General features: G+C 72.4%; 12 protein-coding genes. 7 read left to right on the top strand and 5 right to left on the bottom strand.

Annotation, left to right across the window (positions count from 1 at the left end):
* Nucleotides 1-89: 89 nt before the first annotated feature.
* On the bottom strand, nucleotides 90-2,273 hold the full coding sequence (locus tag ABD841_RS01800) for an MMPL family transporter (protein ID WP_344967091.1): 2,184 nt from the start codon (nucleotides 2,271-2,273) through the stop codon (nucleotides 90-92).
* Nucleotides 2,274-2,394: 121 nt separating this feature from the next.
* Here ABD841_RS01800 and ABD841_RS01805 point away from each other — a divergent pair, with 121 nt between their 5' ends.
* Nucleotides 2,395-3,081: a response regulator transcription factor gene (locus tag ABD841_RS01805; protein WP_344967093.1), complete on the top strand. Its 687-nt coding sequence runs from the start codon at nucleotides 2,395-2,397 to the stop codon at nucleotides 3,079-3,081.
* Complete coding sequence (locus tag ABD841_RS01810; protein WP_344967095.1) at nucleotides 3,081-4,217, top strand: sensor histidine kinase; 1,137 nt, start codon at nucleotides 3,081-3,083, stop codon at nucleotides 4,215-4,217. Before ABD841_RS01805 ends, ABD841_RS01810 begins: the two co-directional genes overlap by 1 nt.
* A gap of 49 nt (nucleotides 4,218-4,266) precedes the next feature.
* Here the strand turns inward: ABD841_RS01810 and ABD841_RS01815 are convergent, their stop codons facing one another.
* The 4 genes from ABD841_RS01815 to ABD841_RS01830 all read right to left on the bottom strand — a co-directional run bounded on the left by ABD841_RS01815 (nucleotide 4,267) and on the right by ABD841_RS01830 (nucleotide 9,954).
* Nucleotides 4,267-4,578, bottom strand: a complete 312-nt coding sequence (locus ABD841_RS01815; RefSeq protein WP_344967097.1) for an AzlD domain-containing protein — start codon at nucleotides 4,576-4,578, stop codon at nucleotides 4,267-4,269.
* Nucleotides 4,575-5,255, bottom strand: a complete 681-nt coding sequence (locus ABD841_RS01820) for an AzlC family ABC transporter permease (RefSeq protein ID WP_344967099.1) — start codon at nucleotides 5,253-5,255, stop codon at nucleotides 4,575-4,577. The genes ABD841_RS01815 and ABD841_RS01820 overlap by 4 nt, the downstream gene beginning before the upstream one ends.
* Nucleotides 5,256-5,385: 130 nt before the next feature.
* On the bottom strand, nucleotides 5,386-7,428 hold the full coding sequence (locus ABD841_RS01825) for a serine/threonine-protein kinase (RefSeq protein WP_344967101.1): 2,043 nt from the start codon (nucleotides 7,426-7,428) through the stop codon (nucleotides 5,386-5,388).
* A 51-nt stretch (nucleotides 7,429-7,479) separates the two neighbouring features.
* Nucleotides 7,480-9,954: a serine/threonine-protein kinase gene (locus ABD841_RS01830; RefSeq protein ID WP_344967103.1), complete on the bottom strand. Its 2,475-nt coding sequence runs from the start codon at nucleotides 9,952-9,954 to the stop codon at nucleotides 7,480-7,482.
* A 315-nt stretch (nucleotides 9,955-10,269) separates the two neighbouring features.
* Between ABD841_RS01830 and ABD841_RS01835 the strand changes: the two genes are divergently transcribed.
* The 5 genes from ABD841_RS01835 (at nucleotide 10,270) to ABD841_RS01855 (ending at nucleotide 18,797) form a co-directional block, all read left to right on the top strand.
* On the top strand, nucleotides 10,270-11,196 hold the full coding sequence (locus tag ABD841_RS01835; protein WP_344967106.1) for a chorismate mutase: 927 nt from the start codon (nucleotides 10,270-10,272) through the stop codon (nucleotides 11,194-11,196).
* Between the two features lie 221 nt (nucleotides 11,197-11,417).
* Nucleotides 11,418-14,939 carry a DNA polymerase III subunit alpha gene (gene dnaE, locus ABD841_RS01840; RefSeq protein ID WP_344967108.1) on the top strand — a complete coding sequence of 1,174 codons (3,522 nt, stop codon included), beginning with the start codon at nucleotides 11,418-11,420 and terminating at the stop codon, nucleotides 14,937-14,939.
* Nucleotides 14,940-15,138: 199 nt separating this feature from the next.
* Nucleotides 15,139-16,497, top strand: a complete 1,359-nt coding sequence (locus ABD841_RS01845) for a galactose-binding domain-containing protein (protein WP_344967110.1) — start codon at nucleotides 15,139-15,141, stop codon at nucleotides 16,495-16,497.
* Nucleotides 16,498-17,820 carry an MFS transporter gene (locus tag ABD841_RS01850; protein WP_344967112.1) on the top strand — a complete coding sequence of 441 codons (1,323 nt, stop codon included), beginning with the start codon at nucleotides 16,498-16,500 and terminating at the stop codon, nucleotides 17,818-17,820.
* Nucleotides 17,817-18,797 (top strand): TolB family protein, encoded by a 981-nt coding sequence (locus ABD841_RS01855; protein ID WP_344967114.1) that lies wholly within the window; start codon nucleotides 17,817-17,819, stop codon nucleotides 18,795-18,797. The genes ABD841_RS01850 and ABD841_RS01855 overlap by 4 nt, the downstream gene beginning before the upstream one ends.
* Nucleotides 18,798-18,835: the final 38 nt, after the last annotated feature.

Below are 18,835 nucleotides of genomic sequence, written 5' to 3' on the forward strand. Positions count from 1 at the left end.
CGGATCCCGGAAACACACGGATCCCGGAAACACACGAGAAGGCCACCGCCTCCCGGGGAGGCGGTGGCCTTCGCACTGCCGGGCGGACCCTAGACCGGTTCGGGCACCCGGACGGGGTCGGGGTCGTCCCTCCTCAGCGGCGAGGGCTCGACCCGCAGGAGCCGCGCGGCCCAGGCCGGCAGCCACCAGTTCCACCGGCCCATCATCGCGACCACGGCCGGGACCAGGACGCCCCGGATGAGGGTGGCGTCCAGGAAGATGCCCAGGGCGAGGCCGCTGGCGAACACCTTCACGTCCAGTTCCGGGGTCATGGCCAGCGCCGCGAAGGAGATGAACAGGATCAGCGCCGCCGAGGTGACCAGCCGCCCGGTACGGCCCACGCCCTCGATCACCGCGTGGTCGGTGTTGCCGGACCTGTCGTACTCCTCGCGCATCCTGGCCAGGATGAACACCTCGTAGTCCATGCTCAGGCCGTACAGGAAGGCGAAGATGGTGAGCGGCACGAACTCGCCGATCGAGCCGGTCGGCTGGATGTCCAGCAGTTCCCTGGTGCCCCAGCCGAACTGCCACAGCACCACCATCGCGCCGATCACCGCGCCCAGCGAGAGCAGGTTGAGGACGATCGCCTTCAGCGGCAGCAGCAGCGAGCGGAACGCCCGCGCCAGCATGACGAACGTGACCAGGGCGATCAGGCCGAGCATCCAGGGGAACGCCGCGTAGGTGTGCTCCTGGAAGTCCATGCTCTGCGCCGCGTTGCCGCCGACCCGCGCGGTGGCCGGTGCCGCCTCGCGCACCCGGGCGATGGTCGCCTCGCCCGCCGCGGTGCCGTTCTCCGCGGTCGGGAGCACGGTGACGACGGCGGTGCCCTGGCGCCGCCAGGACGGCTCGTCCGGGGCGAGCACGGCGGACACGCCTGCCACGGACCTCAGCCGCTCGGCGGTCCGGTCGGGGTCGCCGGTCACCAGGACGTCGAACGGGGTGATCGAACCGGCCGGGATGCCCGCCCGGTGCAGCGCGGCCAGCCCTTCGTGGCCGGGACCGGTGGTCAGCAGGTTCCTGCTCTCCGGCAGGCCGAGGTTGACGCCCAGGGCGGTCACCGTCAGCGTCACCAGCAGCCCGCCGGTGAGCAGGGCGGCGGGCCAGCGCAGCCGTACCACGCCGCGGGCCCACGCCGACCAGGCCCGCCCGGCCCGCGCCTCGCGCTGGAAGGGCGGCTCGTCCCCGCCTTTGCGGGCGCGCTTGCGGTCGAGCCGCTGCCCCGTCAGGGCGAGCAGCACCGGCAGCACGGTCAGCGTCGTGGTCACGCTCACCGCCGCGATGATCATTCCGGCGAGACCGAGGCTGCGCAGGAACGGCACCGGCAGCACCACCATGGTCACCAGGCCGATCGCGACCGCCACGCCGCTGAACAGCACCGCCCGTCCGGCGCCCGCCATGGCCCGGTGCACGGCCTCGTCGCCGCGGTGCCCGCCCGCCTGCTCCTCCCGCCAGCGGGCCACCAGCAGCAGCGAGTAGTCGACCGCGATGCCCAGGCCCAGCAGGGGCATCGTGGTGAGGGCCACGTCGTGCACGGTCATCACCAGCGTCAGCAGCAGGATCACGATGAACGCCAGGAAGATGGACAGGACCGAGATGAGGATCGGCACGAAGGCCAGCGCCGAGCGGAACACCAGCAGCAGGACGAGCACCGCGGCGACCACGCCGATGCCGATCTTGGTGGGGACGTCCACGCCGCCCGCGTCCACGCTCGGCGCGAGTGTGTCCAGCCCGGTGACGTGAACGCTCGTGCCCGGCGGCAGCGCCGGGGCCATCGCCGCGGTGATGATCGGGCTCTCGTTCGGCGTCTCCCCGAGGCCGCCGCCGGGCGGGCTGCCGTCGGAGTAGGTGCCGGGGAAGACCAGCCCGAACGTGGTCCGGCCGTCGGCGCCGATCAGCCGGGGGTCGCCGGTGCTCGCGTAGGAGACCACGCGGGCCTCGGGCAGCTTGGCGGAGACGGCGGCGAAGGCGCGGCCGACGGCCTCTTTCTGGTCCTCGGCCCGCATTCCCTCAGGAAATACGACGACCGGGACGAACGGCCGCTGATAGCCGCCATTCCCGTAAATCCTGACGATCTCCTGGTTAGCGTCGAAAGCGGGCATTCCCGGGTGGGCGTACACCTCGGAGAGCCGCTGAATCGCGATCGGCGTCGCGCCCATGCCCACCAGGAATCCCAGCACGGCCAGCAGGGCGACCAGCCCCTTGCGTCGCAGTACGAAAACCGAAATTCTCTCCATGCCCTTCAGTGCAGCAAAGCGATCTTCGGTGGCTGTGTGTCCGCTCTTAGAGCGGTATGTGAATCGTTCTTCACAGAGTTTTCTATGGTCTTTTCAAGATCTTCTGAGCGAGACTTGTCGCGTGATCCGCATACTGGTCGTAGATGATGAGCCCTATCTCGCCGATCTCGTCGCAACCGCCCTGCGCTACGAGGGTTTCGAGACGGCGATCGCCGGAACGGGGGCCGCGGCGGTGTCGCTGGCCGAGACCTTCGGCCCCGACCTGATCGTGCTGGACGTGATGCTGCCCGACGTGCTCGGCACGGAGGTCTGCCACCGGATCAGGGCGACGGGGTCGGAGGTGCCGGTGGTCTTCCTCACCGCGCTCGACGCCACCGAGGACAAGATCGGCGGACTGACCGTGGGAGGCGACGACTACGTCACCAAGCCGTTCAGCCTGGAGGAGCTGATCGCCCGGATCCGGGCCGTGCTGCGGCGCACCCAGCGGGCGAGCACGGAGAGCGGCAGGGTGACCTTCGCCGACCTGGTCATCGAGGAGGACGCCTACGAGGTGTGGCGGGGCGGCCGGCGCGTGGACCTCACCCCGACGGAGTTCAAGCTGCTGCGCTTCCTGGCGGCCAACGCGGGCAAGGTCGTCTCCAAACGGCAGATCCTCGACTACGTGTGGGAGTACGACTTCGGCGGCAACGACGGGGTCGTGCAGACCTACATCAGCTACCTGCGCCGCAAGGTCGACGCGTTCCCCCCACCGCTCATCCACACCGTGCCCCGGGTGGGATACGTCCTGCGCCTGCCGAGGGAAGACTGATGTCGCTGCGGACCCGCCTCGTGCTGACCGTCGTGGGCCTGGTCGCCCTGGCACTCGGGGTGGCGGCGGGGGCGACGTTCGGCGCGCTGCAAGACTGGCGCGGGCACGGCAGCGCCCGGCTGCTCGCCCTGACCACGCCGCAGCAACTGGTGGCCGCCTCCGACGAGCTGACCGAGCGCGTCGCCTGGGTCATGATCGGCTCTTCGGCGGCCGCGCTCGTCTGCCTGACCCTGCTCGCCGCCCACCTGATCCGCCGCGGGCTGCGCCCGCTGGACCGGATCGTCGAGACCGCCGCGGCCATCGGCGAGGGCAACCTCGACCGCCGCATCGAGGCGGCGCCGGCCACCAGCGAGGTGGGCCGCCTCGGCCACGCGCTCAACCAGATGCTCGCCCAGATCGAGGAGGCGTTCCGGGAGCGGGAGGCGTCGGAAGACCGGCTGCGCCGTTTCGTCGCCGACGCGTCCCACGAACTGCGCACCCCGATCGCCTCCATCCGCGGCTACGCCGAGCTGTTCCGGCGCGGCGCGGCCACCCGGCCCGAGGACCTGGCCAAGGCCATGAGCAGGATCGAGGCCGAGGCCACCCGGATGGGCTCCCTGGTCGACGAGATGCTGCTGCTGGCCCGCCTGGACACGGGCCGCCCCCTGGAGCGCGCCCCGGTGGAGCTGACCGCGCTCGCCGCCGACGCGGTGGCCGACATCCTCGCCATCGAGCCGCTCCGGCCGCTCTCGCTGGAGTACGACGGCCCGGTGGAGGTGTCGGGCGACGCCGCCCGGATCCGCCAGGTCGTCGGCAACCTGCTGGCCAACGTGCTCAGCCACACCCCGGAGGGGACCCCGGCGGTCGTCCGGATCCGGGCGGACGGCGAGCACGCCGTGATCGAGGTCGCCGACGAGGGGCCGGGCCTCACCGACGAGCAGAGCGCCCTGGTCTTCGAGCGTTTCTACCGGGCCGACCACACCCACAACGGCGTGCGGCGCCAGGCGGGCGCGGGCCTCGGGCTGTCCATCGTCGCCGCCGTCGCCGCCGCGCACGGCGGCGACGCCGCGGTGACCTCCCGTCCCGGCGCCGGCGCCACCTTCCGGGTACGGCTCCCACGGCGGCGACCGGCGGCCCCGGCCCGGGAGGTGGCGTAACGCGGCGGTGCCGGTGTCCCGGCCGAGGACGCGGCGGCGACCGGCGGCCTCAGCCCAGGAGGTGACGCAGCGCGGCGGTGACGACCGCCGCCACCGCCAGGACCACCAGGAACGGGGCGCGCAGCAGCAGCGCCACGACGGCCGCGCCCAGCCCCGCGGTCCGCGGCCAGTCGACGTGGAGCGCCTGCCCGTGCGCGAACGACTGCACCGCGATCAGCGCCGCGAGCAGGGCCACCGGCACCAGCGCCGCGAAGCGCTGCACCCCCGGGTGGTCGAGGATCCGGCGCGGCGCCGAGAGCCCGGCCAGCTTCAGGACGTAGCACGCCGCGCAGGTGACGGCGACGGCCCACCAGATCGTCACCGGGGCCTCCTCAGGAGCACGGCGAGCACGGCCACGGCCGCCAGCAGCACGGGCACGCCCGGCGGGGTGAACGGGGTCGCGGCCAGCGCGATCACCGCGCCGCCGCCCGCGATCAGCCGCAGCGTCCGTGTCTCCGGGTCGCCGCCGGTGAGCCGGGGCCACAGGATGGCCAGGAAGGTCGCGGGGCCGACCGCGTCCAGCCCGAACACGGCGGGGTCGGCCACCCGGGAGGTGCCCAGCGCCCCGAGCAGCGTGGTGGCGTTCCAGGTCAGATAGAGGCTGGCGAACGTGACGAAGAACCCGGTCCTGGCCGACCGCTCGTCCGGCTGGGCCAGGGCGACCGCGGCCGTCTCGTCGATCACACCGTGCGCGACCGGCAGCCTGGACCAGCCCCGCACGCCCAGCAGCCCGGCCAGGCGCAGGCCGTACAGGCCGTTGCGGGCGCCCAGCAGTATCGCGCCCGCGGTGCCCGCGACCAGGTTGCCGCCGCCCGCGACGACGCCGACCAGGGCGAACTGGGAGGCGCCGGTGAAGGCGAACAGGCTCAGCGCGCACGCCTGCGCGACGGTCAGCCCGGCGGTGACCGCCGCCGCGCCGAAGGCCAGCCCGGCCAGGCCCACCGCGATCCCCACGCCCAATCCGTCCCTGATCGCTGAGGAACGAGTGGTTGTTTCCATGGGCAACGAGCTTATGTTCGGCTTTCCCACCCCGGTGCTGCGCGTTCGTCTCCACCGGTACGCGAAGAAGGGCACGCCCTTCGCGTGACACGCCCGATCGGCGGGTCCCGCATGGCGCGGGCCGCCCCGGTCAGAACCGGAAGGTCCTGACGAACCTGTCGAAGAACGAGCGGTCCCACTCGGAGTCGGGGCTCTCCCAGTAGATCGCGTACGGCTTGTCCGCGCGGGTGCGGAAGCCGCGGTCCAGCACGTGCGTGCGGACCCCGTTCTTGAGGTAGGTGAACTCCCAGTCCGCGGCGGGCACGCCCTGGTAGGTCAGCTCGGTCAGGCCGACCCGTTCGTAGCCGGGCCAGACGCCCTCTGCGGTCCCGGCCTGCTCCACCTTCTCCCAGTGTCTGAGCGGGTCCTTCTCGGGGTCCTCGGTCGACTCGATCCACAGGAAGGCGCTGGACCCGGGGGCCCGGAACTCCACCCGGTTGCGGCCGTCGAAGCGCTTGACCTGCCAGCCGCGGGGCACCGCGACGGAGAAGCCCATCGGGTCGCGGTGCAGCCGCCAGCCGGCGGGGATCGTCCGGCTCGGCCGGGAGGACGGGGTGGCGGTCGCCTCGGGGGTCGCCTCCGGGGTCGCCTCGGGGGTGCCGGCGGAACTCGTCCGGCCACTGCCCGCCGCCGTCGTGCGGTCCGCGCCCGGTGCCGAGGTACCCGTGTCGCGTACGGCCAGCCACCCGCCCACCCCGACCGCCACGACCAGCGCGGGCACCCCGACCAGGAGCGCCAGCCGTCCCGCCCGGGACCGTCCCGCGGGCCGGTGCCCGTCCCCGGCGTCGGCGGGCAGCGCCCGCTGCGACCAGTCGCCCTGGTACGGGAGCTCGGAACCGTACGGCGCGTGCTCGGGCTGCGTCTGCGCGATCGGGTACGGCGCCTGCGGCTGGGCGCCCCAGCGACCCGGGTACCCGGCGTGGGGCGGCTGCTCCCCGCCGAAGGGCGGCTGCGCGCCGTACGGGGCGGGGGAGCCGTATGCCGGGCCGCCCTGGTGGGCGGTGTCGCCCTGGTATCCGTATGCCGGGCCGCTCTGGTGGGCGGTGTCGCCTGGCTGCGGGCCGTGGGAGGAGCCGTACGGGCCGCCCTGGTGCGCCGGGTCCACCGGGTGGAAGCCGTGGGGGCCGTTCCGGTACGCGTCACCCGGCTGCGAGCCGTGGAGATGACCGTCGCCGGGGCCGTACGGGCCGCTCTGGTGCGCCGGGTCGCCGGGATGGAAGGGCAGCGTGGAGTGGTGCGGGGGCCCCTGGACCGCGGGGCCGGGGAGTCCGGGCGGGATCCCGGGCCCGCGGGCGTGGCCCCGTCCGGCCCGGTCCGGGGCCGTCCCGCCCGAGGACGCCTGGCCCAGCAGGGCCTCGGCCTGCTCCGCGGACATCCGCGCGGCCGGGTCCTTGGCCATCAGGCCCATGATCACGGTGGCCAGCGGGCCGGTGTGGGACATCGGGCTCGGCTGGCCGTTGAGGACGGCCATCATGGCCGCGGCGGCCGTGGGGCGCTCGTACGGCGGCCGGCCCTCCAACGCCGCGTACAGCGTCGCCCCCAGGGCCCACAGGTCGGACTCGGGGGTGGCGGGCCGGCCGTGCAGCCGCTCCGGGGGCAGGAACGCGGGGGTGCCGACCATCGCGCCCGTGCGGGTGATGCCGGGATCCTGCGCCATGGAGGCGATGCCGAAGTCGGTCAGCACCACCCGGCCGTCGTCGGCCAGCAGCACGTTCTCCGGCTTGACGTCGCGGTGCAGCACCCCGGCGGCGTGCGCCGCCCGCAGCGCGCCCAGCACGTGCAGCCCCACCGCCGCCACCCGTTCGGGAGGGAGCGGCCCGTCCTCGCGGACGATCGCGCCCAGTGACCGCGACCGGACCAGCTGCATGACGATCCAGGGGCGCCCGTCCTCCTCGACCACGTCGTGGACGACGATCACGGCGGGGTGGTCGAGCCGCCCGGCGGTCCTGGCCTCGCGGATCGTGCGCTGGTTCAGGTCGGCGCGCGCCGCCTCGCCGACCCCGTGGTAGCGGACCTCCTTGACCGCGACGACCCGGTCGAGAAGCTCGTCGTGGGCCCGCCAGACCACGCCCATGCCGCCCTCGCCGATGGCTTCCACCAGCCGGTAGCGGCCCGCCACCTTCTTCTCGGACATTCCCCCGCCTCCCCTTCCAGGCTCACGAATCGTAGCCGGTAGGGACACCGTTCACTTTTTCGACGAGAAGGTCGCGGCGAACCCCTCGAAGTAGTGCAGGTTCTTCTTCCAGTCCTTGGCCGGGGTGTGCCAGTAGATGGCGTATCCGCGCCCGCCCTTGGTCACGAACCCCCGGTTGCGCACGCGGGCCTTGCCCGAACTCGTGTTCCAGGTGAAGTCCCAGTCGGAGGCCTTCACCATGTAGTCGACATTAACGATCTTGATCCGCTTGTAGCCGGGGAACCTGCTCCGGACGTTCGGCTCGAAGTCCAGCCAGTCCTTCTTCGGGTCGGGGCCCGCGCGGTCGACGTACTCGATCATCACGTAGCTCGACCGGTCCGGCCCGCGGAACCAGACCTGCTGGCCGGGCCGCTTCTCCACGTTCCAGCCCTTGGGCAGGCCGATGGAGAACCCGTTGGGGTCCTTGTGCATCCGCCAGCCGTCGGGCAGGGCGGACTTCTTCTCCGTCTTCGTGGGGCTCGGCGTGGGGGGCGCCGAGGAGGCGGAGGGGGACGCCGGGGGCTCCGGCGAGCTCTCCGGGGTGCCCCGGCCCGGATCCCCCGACTCGCCCGGCGCGCTCGACACCCCCGACGAGCTGGGCCGGGCCTGCGGGTCCTTCTCGCTCTCGCCGCTGCGCAGGCCGAGCCACCCGGCGACGCCGCCGACGATCAGCACCGCGGGCAGGAGCACCAGCAGGCCCCGCTTGATCGGGCTCGACGGGGGCTTCGGCTCCCGTGAGGTGACCGTGGGAACGCCGGCGTCGTAGTCCCCGTAGGAGAGGGGTGCCGGCTCCGGCCGCGCGGCGGGCACGGGTTCGGCGCGGGCCGCGGAGACGGGCTCCGGCGCGGGGGTGGGCCGCGGCTCACGTGCCGCCGGGGTGCGGCCCACCGGGGGGAAGGGGTTGGGCCGCGACGACGGCGCGGGTTTCTTCCGGGGCGGCGGGGCGGACCCGCCACCGGACCCGGAGCTCGCCACGGACCCGGGGCCCGCCACGGACCCGGGGCCCGCCACGGACCCGGGGCCCGCCACGGACCCGGAACTCGCCGCGGGCTCGGCCGGCGTCCCGGCCGTGGGCGCGCCGGGCGCGGACCGGTCCACGCCGGTCCCGGCCTTGCCACCCGGGCGGCCGGTCCCGCCCGCGGGGCCGGGGACGGGCCTGGCCTTGGTGGTCGGCCGCTCCGCCTCGCTCTCGGGGTCCGCCCCGCGAACGGGGGCGGCCCCCGGCGCGGGAGCCGGGGCCGCATCGCCTTCCGCGTCCTTGTCCGGATCCTTCCCGGCCGGTGCGGCCGGGGCCTCCGCGGCGGTCTCCCGCGGCTCCTCGTGGCGTGCCGGTCCGGGCGCGGCCCCGTCCGAGGCCGCCGGGGCACCGGATACCGCGGACTCGGCGTCGGGCGCGGGCGTCGCGGCGCCGGACGCCGGCACCCCCGAGCCCGCGGAGCCGGCGGCGGGGGACTCGGCGGAGGCGGCGGGAGCCTTCGGAGCCGGAGCCGGAGCCGGAGCCGCGGGTGCCGCGCTCCCGGGCGCCGCGGGCACGCCGCCCAGCTTCGCGCCCGTCTCCGGGACCTCCCCGGGCCGGAACCGGGCCCCCGGGTCGGTCTCGTCCGCCGGGCGCACGACCGGCATGACGGCCGTCCTGGCGGGCCTGGCCCGCTCGGGCCTGCTCTCCTCCTCGACCGCCCTGCGCAGCAGCCGCTCGGCCTGCGAGTAGGTCAGGCGCTCGGTGGGGTCTTTGCGGAGCAACCCTTCGAGGACCGGGGTCAGCCGCCCCGCGTGGACCGGGGGCGCGGGCTCGTCGTTCAGGATGGCGTGCATGGTCGGCAGGGCCCCGCCGCGGTCGTGCGGGGGCTTGCCCTCCACGGCGGCGTACAGGGTGGCGCCGAGCGACCACAGGTCCGACTCGCGCTGGGCGCTCCCGCCCTTGATCCGTTCCGGCGGGATGAACGCGGGGGTGCCGGCGATGCCGGTCATGGTCAGCGCGGTCTCGGCCTCCAGCGTCGCGATGCCGAAGTCGGTCAGCACCACCCGGCCGTCGTCGGCCAGCAGCACGTTCTCCGGCTTGACGTCGCGGTGCAGCACCCCCTGGGCGTGCGCGGCCCGCAGCGCGTCCACCAGCTGGAGACCGATCTCCGCCACCCGCTTGGGCGGCAGCGGCCCCTCCTGCCGCAGGACCTTGCCGAGCGAGCGGGACTCCACCAGCTGCATGACGATCCAGGGGCGCCCGTCCTCCTCGACCACGTCGTGGACGACGACCACGTTCGGGTGCGTCAACCGCCCCGCCGCGCGTGCCTCGCGCTTGGTGCGCCGGTTGAAGTCGTCCTGGGTGTCCTCGCCGAGCATGTCCGCGTAGCGGACCTCTTTGATCGCGACCTCGCGGTCCAGGAACTCGTCATGGGCCCGCCACACGATGCCCATGCCACCCCGGCCGATGGCTTCGAGCAGGTGGTAGCGGGAGGCGATACGGCGCCCCTCGGGCTGTGCTTCGGCCATCAACCGGCTTACCTCCTTCTAAACCCCCGCATACTCTCATAGCCCAGTAAAGTGATCGACTCACGTGAGCCCGAGATGTCCACATGATGGGACGCGGTGTCCGGCAGGTGGCGGATGCCGAGGACATGACCTAAGGTTGAGCGCATGACTTGCTATTTCACGTTTACCGAGCCGGCTCCGGAGGGCCGGTCGTGACAGCGTGATCTAGCGACCAACCGGAGCCGGCACGAGGCGGAGACACCCAGTCTCTGCCTTTTCTGTTTCTGACGAACCGCCGGCTCGCGGGACGCGCGCCGGCCGACCATGGGAGCCGACATGTCGACCGCACATCTGGAGCGCGAGGCCGTACGCGTGGGCACGCTCACGGTGGGCGCCGGCCCGGCCGTGGTGATCGGCGGGCCGGGCGCGGACGCCCGCTGGCTCAGCCTGCGCGAGCACCACGGGCGGGTCCGCGCCGGCGAGGCGCTGGCCGAGGTCCGCGCCCAGTGGGCGGGACCGCTCCTGGTGGAGCCCTTCTCGGCGGCCGACCTGCCGGAGATCGCCGCGTCCGCCGACGGCGTGGTGATCGGCGCCGCCTGGATGCAGGACTTCCAGTTGGTGCGCGCCGTGGCCGGGCTCGGTCTCCCGGTGCTCGTGCGGCGCGCCCCCGCCGCGACGCTGGAGGAGTGGCTGGCCATCGCCGACTACTGCGTGGCCGAGGGCAACGACCGGGTCGTGCTGTGCGAGAGCGGCAGCCGTACACACCTGGGCGGCACGACCCTCGACCTGTCCCTGATGCGGGCCGCCCGCGAGCGGTCGGGCCGCCCCGTCCTGGCCGACCTCGGTGCCGACCCCGCCCTGGCCGCGGCCGCGGTCGCCGCGGGCGCGGACGGGCTGCTGCTGGCCCCCGGGTCCACCGAGGAGGAGGCGCTCGCCGCCCACGAGGCCGTCAGGGTCGTCGGAGCCGTCACCCGCCGGGAGACCCCCGGCTCCGTCGCGGCCGCCCGCGGCGCCATCGACCGCGTCGACGCCGCCCTCGCCGTCCTCCTGGAGCGCCGCGCCGAGCTCGCCGGCACCATCCAGCGCCTCAAGCCCGTCGGCGGCTTCGCCGGTCGCGACATGGACCGCGAACGCCGCCTGGTCGCCGAGATGGCCCGCCGCGCCCCCACCCTCGGCGAGGCCCGCCTGGCCCCCATCATGAACGCCGTCATCGAGGCCGGCCTGCACCTCGCCGAGGAACGCCGGGCCGCCGCCCGCGACTGAACGCGTCCCCCCGCGTCACCGGGCGGCCTCCGGTGGCCGGGTGCCGTATTCGATATACGTCCTGTCCGGTATGGGTAGGTCCCCTCCTGACACCGGGGTGTGGTACGCCGTCCCGGGGCCCCGTGCGCGCCGGTCGACCCGAAGCGCATGAGTCACTTTTGAAACTCGTATTTAGGTACGCTTCCTTCGCCGACGGCGTGACCAGGGGAGGACGGGGCCACATGTCAGACTCGTTTGTGCATCTGCACGTTCACACGGAGTACTCCATGCTCGACGGAGCCGCCCGTCTGAAGCAGATGTTCAAGCAGGTCGGTGACCTGGGCATGCCCGCCATCGCGATCACCGACCACGGCAACATGCACGGCGCCTACGACTTCTACAAGCAGGCGACCGGTGCGGGGATCAAGCCGATCATCGGCATCGAGGCCTACGTCGCCCCCGCCTCCCGCCACCAGAAGAAGCCGGTCCTGTGGGGTGAGCCGCACCAGCGCAAGGACGACGTCTCGGCGGGTGGCTACTACACCCACATGACCATCTGGGCCAGGAACGAGCGCGGCCTGAAGAACCTGATGAAGCTCTCCTCGCGCGCCTACACCGAGGGCTTCGTCCGCAAGTGGGCCCGGATGGACGCCGACATCCTCGCCGAGCACTCCGAGGGCCTGATGGCCACGACCGGCTGCCCGTCCGGCGAGGTGCAGACCCGCCTGCGCCTGGGGCAGTACGACGAGGCGGTCGCCGCCGCGGCGAAGTTCCAGGAGATCTTCGGCAAGGACAACTACTACTTGGAGATCATGGACCACGGGCTCGACATCGAGCGCCGGGTCCGCGACGGCCTGACCCGCATCTCCAAGGAGCTGGGCATCCCGCCGCTGGTCACCAACGACTCCCACTACACCTACGAGTCGGACGCCACCTCCCACGACGCCCTCCTGTGCATCCAGACCGGCAAGCAGCTGTCCGACCCCGACCGCTTCCGCTTCGACGGCAGCGGCTACTACATCAAGACCGCCGACGAGATGCGCGCGATCGACTCGTCGGACCTGTGGGCCGAGGGCTGCCGCAACACCCTGCTGGTCGCCGAGAAGGTCGACCCGACCGGCATGTTCACCTTCAAGAACCTGATGCCGACCTTCCCGGTGCCCGACGGCATGACCGAGGAGGAGTTCTTCCGGCAGCAGGTCTGGGAGGGCATGAAGCGCCGCTTCCCCAACGGCTTCGACGAGGAGCACCGGGTCTGGGCCGAGAAGGAGCTCGGCGTCATCATCCAGATGGGGTTCCCGTCCTACTTCCTCGTGGTCGCCGACTTCATCATGTGGGCCAAGCGCAACGGCATCCGCGTGGGCCCCGGCCGTGGTTCCGCGGCGGGCTCGCTGGTGGCGTACGCGCTGGGCATCACCGACCTCGACCCGATCCCGCACGGCCTGATCTTCGAGCGCTTCCTCAACCCCGAGCGCGTCTCCATGCCCGACGTCGACATCGACTTCGACGAGCGCAGGCGCGGCGACGTGATCCGCTACGTCACGGAGAAGTGGGGCTCCGACAAGGTCGCGATGATCGCCACCTTCGGCACCATCAAGGCGAAGGCGGCCATCAAGGACGCGGCCCGCGTCCTGGGCTACCCGTACGCGCTGGGCGACAAGGTCTCCAAGGCGTTCCCGCCGGCGGTGATGGGCAAGGACATCCCGCTCTCGGGCATCTTCGACAAGGACCACCCGCGCTACAACGAGGCCGGCGAGCTGCGCAAGCTGTACGAGGAGGACGTCGACGTCAAGGCGGCGATCGACCTCGGCCGGGGCCTGGAGGGCCTGATCCGGCAGACCGGCGTGCACGCCGCGGGCGTCATCATGTCGTCGGAGGTGCTGACCGACTACATCCCGATCATGCGCCGCGACTCCGATGGCGCGATCATCACGCAGTTCGACTACCCGACCTGCGAGACGCTGGGCCTGCTGAAGATGGACTTCCTGGGCCTGCGCAACCTCACGATCATCGACGACTGCCTGAAGGCGATCAAGGCCAACACCGACCGGGACATCGAACTGCTCGACCTGCCGCTCGACGACACCAAGACCTACGAGCTGCTGGCCCGCGGCGACACGCTCGGCATCTTCCAGCTGGACGGCGGCGGCATGCGCTCGCTGCTGCGCCTGATGCGCCCCGACAACTTCGAGGACATCTCCGCGGCGCTCGCGCTCTACCGGCCGGGCCCGATGGGCGCCAACTCGCACACCAACTACGCGATGCGCAAGAACGGCCAGCAGGAGATCACCCCGATCCACCCCGAGCTGGAGGAGCCGCTCAAGGAGATCCTCGACACGACCTACGGCCTGATCGTCTACCAGGAGCAGGTCATGGCCATCGCGCAGAAGGTCGCGGGCTACTCCCTGGGCGGCGCCGACCTGCTCCGCCGCGCGATGGGCAAGAAGAAGAAGTCGGAGCTGGACAAGCAGTACGAGTTCTTCGAAGGGGGCATGAAGAAGAACGGCTACTCGGCCGCCGCGATCAAGGCCCTCTGGGACATCCTGCTGCCCTTCTCCGACTACGCCTTCAACAAGGCCCACACCGCCGGGTACGGCCTGGTCTCCTACTGGACCGCCTACCTCAAGGCCAACTACCCGGCCGAGTACATGGCCGCCCTGCTCACCTCGGTCAAGGACGACAAGGACAAGTCCGCGCTCTACCTGAACGAGTGCCGCCGCATGGGCATCAAGGTCCTCCCGCCGGACGTCAACGACTCGGACTTCGACTTCACCCCGCGCGGCACCGACATCCGCTTCGGCCTGTCGGCGATCCGCAACGTCGGCGGCAACGTGGTCGACGGGATCATCGCGGCCCGGAAGGAGAAGGGCCGCTTCGCCGACTTCAAGGACTTCCTGCGCAAGGTCCCGGCGATCGTCTGCAACAAGCGCGTCATCGAGTCCCTGATCAAGGCCGGCGCGTTCGACTCGTTCGGCCATGTCCGCAAGGGCCTGGTGATGGTGCACGAGCAGGCCGTCGACGCGGTCATCGACATCAAGAAGAACGAGGCGATCGGCCAGGACTCCCTGTTCGGCGCGGTCGAGGGCAGTGAGGACCAGACCTTCGACGTGCAGATCCCGCCGGGGGAGTGGGACAAGACCACCCTGCTGGCCTTCGAGCGGGAGATGCTCGGCCTCTACGTCTCCGACCATCCGCTCTTCGGCGTGGAGCACATCCTCGCCTCCGGGGCCGACTGCTCGGTCGCCGCGCTCCAGGACGACAGCCGTCCCGACGGCCAGATCATCACCGTCGGCGGCATCCTGAGCGGCCTGCAGCGCAAGGTCACCAAGAAGGGCGACACCTGGGTTCTCACCCAGTTGGAGGACCTGGAGGGCTCCATCGAGGTGATGATCTTCCCCTCGACGTACCAGCTCTGCGCGACCATCCTGGCCGAGGACGCCATCGTCTTCGTCAAGGGCCGCCTGGACAAGCGCGAGGACGTCGGGAAGATCATCGCCATGGAGGTCACGGCCCCCGACCTGACCCGCGAGGCCGGTGGCCCGCTCTCGGTCAGCCTCGCCCTGACCCGCTGCACCCCGCCGGTGGTCGGCCGCCTCAAGGAGGTGCTGACCGCCCACCCCGGCACCACCGAGGTGCACCTGCAGGTCCACAACGGTCCCAAGACCACCATCGTCCGCCTGGACGACCGCCTGCGCGTCTCCCCGTCCCCGGCGCTGATGGGCGACCTGAAGCAGCTGCTGGGCCCGGCCTGTCTGGGGGCGTAACGGACGCTAACAGGTTAGGAAACTTTCCTAACCTGTATTGACGACGCGTCGAGCCGCTTGTCACCATGCCGGTGAGCGGCTTGGCGCGGCGCCCCGTGGGGCGTGACGCGCTCAGTGAGAGATGTGCTGTCCCGGCCGCACCCTCGCACGGCGCCGGACGGCGCCGTGATCTCCGTCCCTCACCCCCAGGAGACAGCGCGTGCGTTCGACGATGCCTCAGCCAGCCCTCTTACGCCTCCTCCCCGTCCTCGCCGTGATCACCGTCCTCGTCGCCGGCTTCCTCGTCGCCACCGGCCGCGCCGAGGCTGCCGAGACCCTGCTCTCCCAGGGCAGGCCCGCCTCCTCCTCGTCCAAGGAAGCCCAGTCCTACAGCTCGGGCAAGGCGGTCGACGGCGACCTCACCTCGACCCGCTGGGCCTCCCAGGAGGGCAGCGACCCGCAGTGGATCCGCGTCGACCTCGGCTCGGTCCGGCAGATCTCCCGCGTCAAGCTGTTCTGGGAGGCCGCGTACGGCAGGGCCTACCAGATCCAGGTGTCCGACGACGCGTCCACCTGGACGACCGTCCACTCCACGGACAGCGGCGACGGCGGCGAGGACGACCTGACGGGCCTGTCGGGCTCCGGGCGCTACGTCCGCATGTACGGCACCGCCCGGGGCACGGAGTACGGCTACTCCCTGTGGGAGTTCCAGGTCTACGGGGGTCAGGGCGGCGGGCCCGGCCCGACACCCACCGTCACCCCCACCGTGCCCCCGGGCGACCGCTTCACGGTGGTGGCGGCCGGTGACATCGCCGACCAGTGCACCGCGAGCTCCAGCTCATGCGCCCACCCCAAGACCGCCGCGCGGGTCGAGGCCATCAACCCCGAGTTCGTCATCACCATGGGTGACAACCAGTACGACGACGCCCGGCTGTCGGACTACCGGAACTACTACGACAAGACGTGGGGGAGGTTCAAGAACAAGACCCGCCCCGTCCCCGGCAACCACGAGACCTACGACCCGGCCGGCACCTACGCCGGCTACAAGGGCTACTTCGGCTCCATCGCCACCCCGCAGGGCAGGACCTACTACAGCTACGACCGCGGCAACTGGCACTTCATCGCGCTCGACTCCAACTACTTCGACGACTCGGCCCAGATCGACTGGCTCAAGGCCGACCTGGCCGCGACCACCAAGGGCTGCATCGCCGCCTACTTCCACCACCCGCTGTTCAGCTCCGGCGGGCACGGCAACGACCCGGTGAGCAAGCCCGTCTGGAAGATCCTCCGCGCCGCCGGAACCGACCTGGTGCTCAACGGCCACGACCACCACTACGAGCGGTTCGCGCCGCAGAACGCCGAGGGACAGGCCGACCCCGGCGGGATCGTCGAGGTCATCGGCGGCATGGGCGGCATGACCCCCTACGACATCGAGAACGTCCAGCCCAACAGCCAGAAGCGGATCAGCGGCACCTTCGGCGTGCTCAAGCTGGACTTCGCGCCCACCTCGTACTCCTGGCAGCTGATCGGGACGGACGGCGCCGTCAAGGACACCAGCCCGACCTACACCTGCCACTAGATGTACATCGCGGCAAACCGGACCGCGGACGGCGTTCGTCCGCGGTCGCGGCTCTCCTGGACGGTTCCGGGGAACGTGCTGGCGCTCGGGGCGGTCAGCCTGGTCACCGACGTCTCCTCGGAGATGGTCACGGCCGTGCTCCCGCTCTACGTGACGCTCTCCCTCGGGCTCAGCATGCTGCAGTTCGGCGCGCTCGACGGGCTCTCCTTCGGGATGACCGCGCTGGTCCGCCTCGCCGGCGGGCAGCTCGCCGACCGGTGGCAGCGGCGCAAGCTGGTCGCCGGAGCCGGGTACGGGCTGTCGGCCCTGTGCAAGCTGGGCCTCCTCGCGGCCGGCGGGTCACCCGCCGCGCTGGGCGGGGTGGTCGCCGCCGACCGGGCGGGCAAGGGACTGCGCACCGCCCCGCGCGACGCGCTGATCTCGCTGAGCACGCCGCCGGACCGGCTCGGCCACGCTTTCGGCGTGCACCGCGCGATGGACACCTGCGGCGCGCTGCTCGGCCCGCTGGTCGCCTTCGCCGTGCTCGCGGGCACCGGGGGAGCGTACGACGCGGTGTTCGTGGTCAGCTTCTGCGTCGCACTGCTCGGTGTGCTGCTGCTGGTCATGTACGTCCGCGATCGCCGCGACCCGCTGCCCCCCGGGCCCCCGGCGTCGGTGCGGGCGGTGTCCGGGCTGCTGCGTGACGCGCCGTTCCGGCGGCTCTGCGTGGCGGCGGCGGCCTTCGGGCTGGTCACGGTCAGCGACGCGTTCGTCTACCTGCTGCTGCAGAAGGGCGGCCGGATCGACCCGGCGTACTTCCCGCTGCTGCCTCTCGGGACGGCCGCCGTCTACCTGCTGCTCGCCGTGCCCGTGGGGCGGCTCGCCGACCGGCTGGGCCGGATCCAGGTTTTCCTGGCCGGGCACCTCGCGCTGGTCGCCGCCTACCTCGTGCTGCTCGGCCCCGGCTGGCTGCCCGTCGTGCTCGCCCTGCACGGGGCGTTCTACGCCGCCGCCGACGGGGTGCTCATGGCGGTGGCCGGGCCGATGCTCCCCGAGCACCTGCGGACCAGCGGCCTGGCCCTGCTCCAGACCGGGCAGGCGACCGCCCGCATGCTCTCCTCGATCCTGTTCGGCGCGGTCTGGACGGTGTGGGGCGGCGCCCAGGGGCTCGTCGTCATGGCCGTGGGGCTCACCGCGTGCGTGCTCGCCGCCTGGTCCGCCGTACGGGCGGGCGCGCTGCGACCGGGTGCCGCCCCCGGTGATCTCCCTGCAGGCCCCGGCGCCGCCCCCGCCGGCGCACCGGGGCCGGTATCCCCCGGACCCGGAGAGAGGAGCGAGCCGTGACCCCCGCCCGGCGCCTGGCGGTGCTGATCCTGGCCGTCACGGTGCTCGGCGGCACGGCCGCCGGCTACACCGCCTGGGCCGGGATGCGCGCCCCCGCCCGGGCCGGGAAGGACACCCCGGCCCGGGCGGGGAAGGACGCCGGCGCCGTCCGCCCCGGGCGGTTGGTGTTCCGCACCGAGGCCGGACGGATCGCCGGGGTGCCGCTGACGGACACCTCGGCCGAGCCCACGGTGAGCGGCCTGACCTGCAACCGGTTCTCCACGGCGGCCGGCACCTCGATCTGCCTGGCCGCAAGGCCGGGACCGGTGGCCATGACGGACGCCGTGATCTACGACCGCTCGATGCGGGAGACCCGCCGGATCGACCTGGCCGGCATCCCCAACCGGGCCAGGGTGTCGGGCAGCGGCCGGATGGCGTCCTGGACGGTGTTCGTCACCGGCGACTCCTACAACGCGGGCGGTTTCTCCACCTGGACCGGCATCCTCGACACGCGGACCGGCTACCTCGTGACCAACATGGAGGACATCCCGCTGACCCTGGGCGGCCGCCGTCACCACGCGGTCGACGTGAACTACTGGGGCGTCACCTTCGCCCCCGACGACAACCGGTTCTACGCGACCGTGTCGACGAAGGGGAAGACCTACCTCGTCGAGGGTGACTACGGCGCGTGGCGGGCCCGGACGATCCGGGAGAACGCCGAATGTCCCTCGCTGTCCCCCGACGGCACCCGCCTGGTCTTCAAGAAACGTGTCTCCGGCGACGCCGACCGGCCGTGGCGGCTCCACCTGCTCGACCTCGCCACCATGCGGGAGACGCCGCTGGCCGAGACGGAGAGCGTCGACGACCAGGCGGTCTGGCTCGACGAGCGCACGGTGGCCTACGCCAGGGAGGGGAACGTCTGGTCGGTGCCCGCCGACGGCTCGGGAACCCCCGTGCTCCTGGTGCGCGGGGCCTCCTCCCCGGTGGCCGTGCGGTGACGGCCGTCAGGCCGGACGGATGACGGCCGTCACCCGGG

The organism is Streptosporangium fragile, assembly GCF_039534445.1.
In the GTDB taxonomy this organism is placed as follows: domain Bacteria; phylum Actinomycetota; class Actinomycetes; order Streptosporangiales; family Streptosporangiaceae; genus Streptosporangium; species Streptosporangium fragile.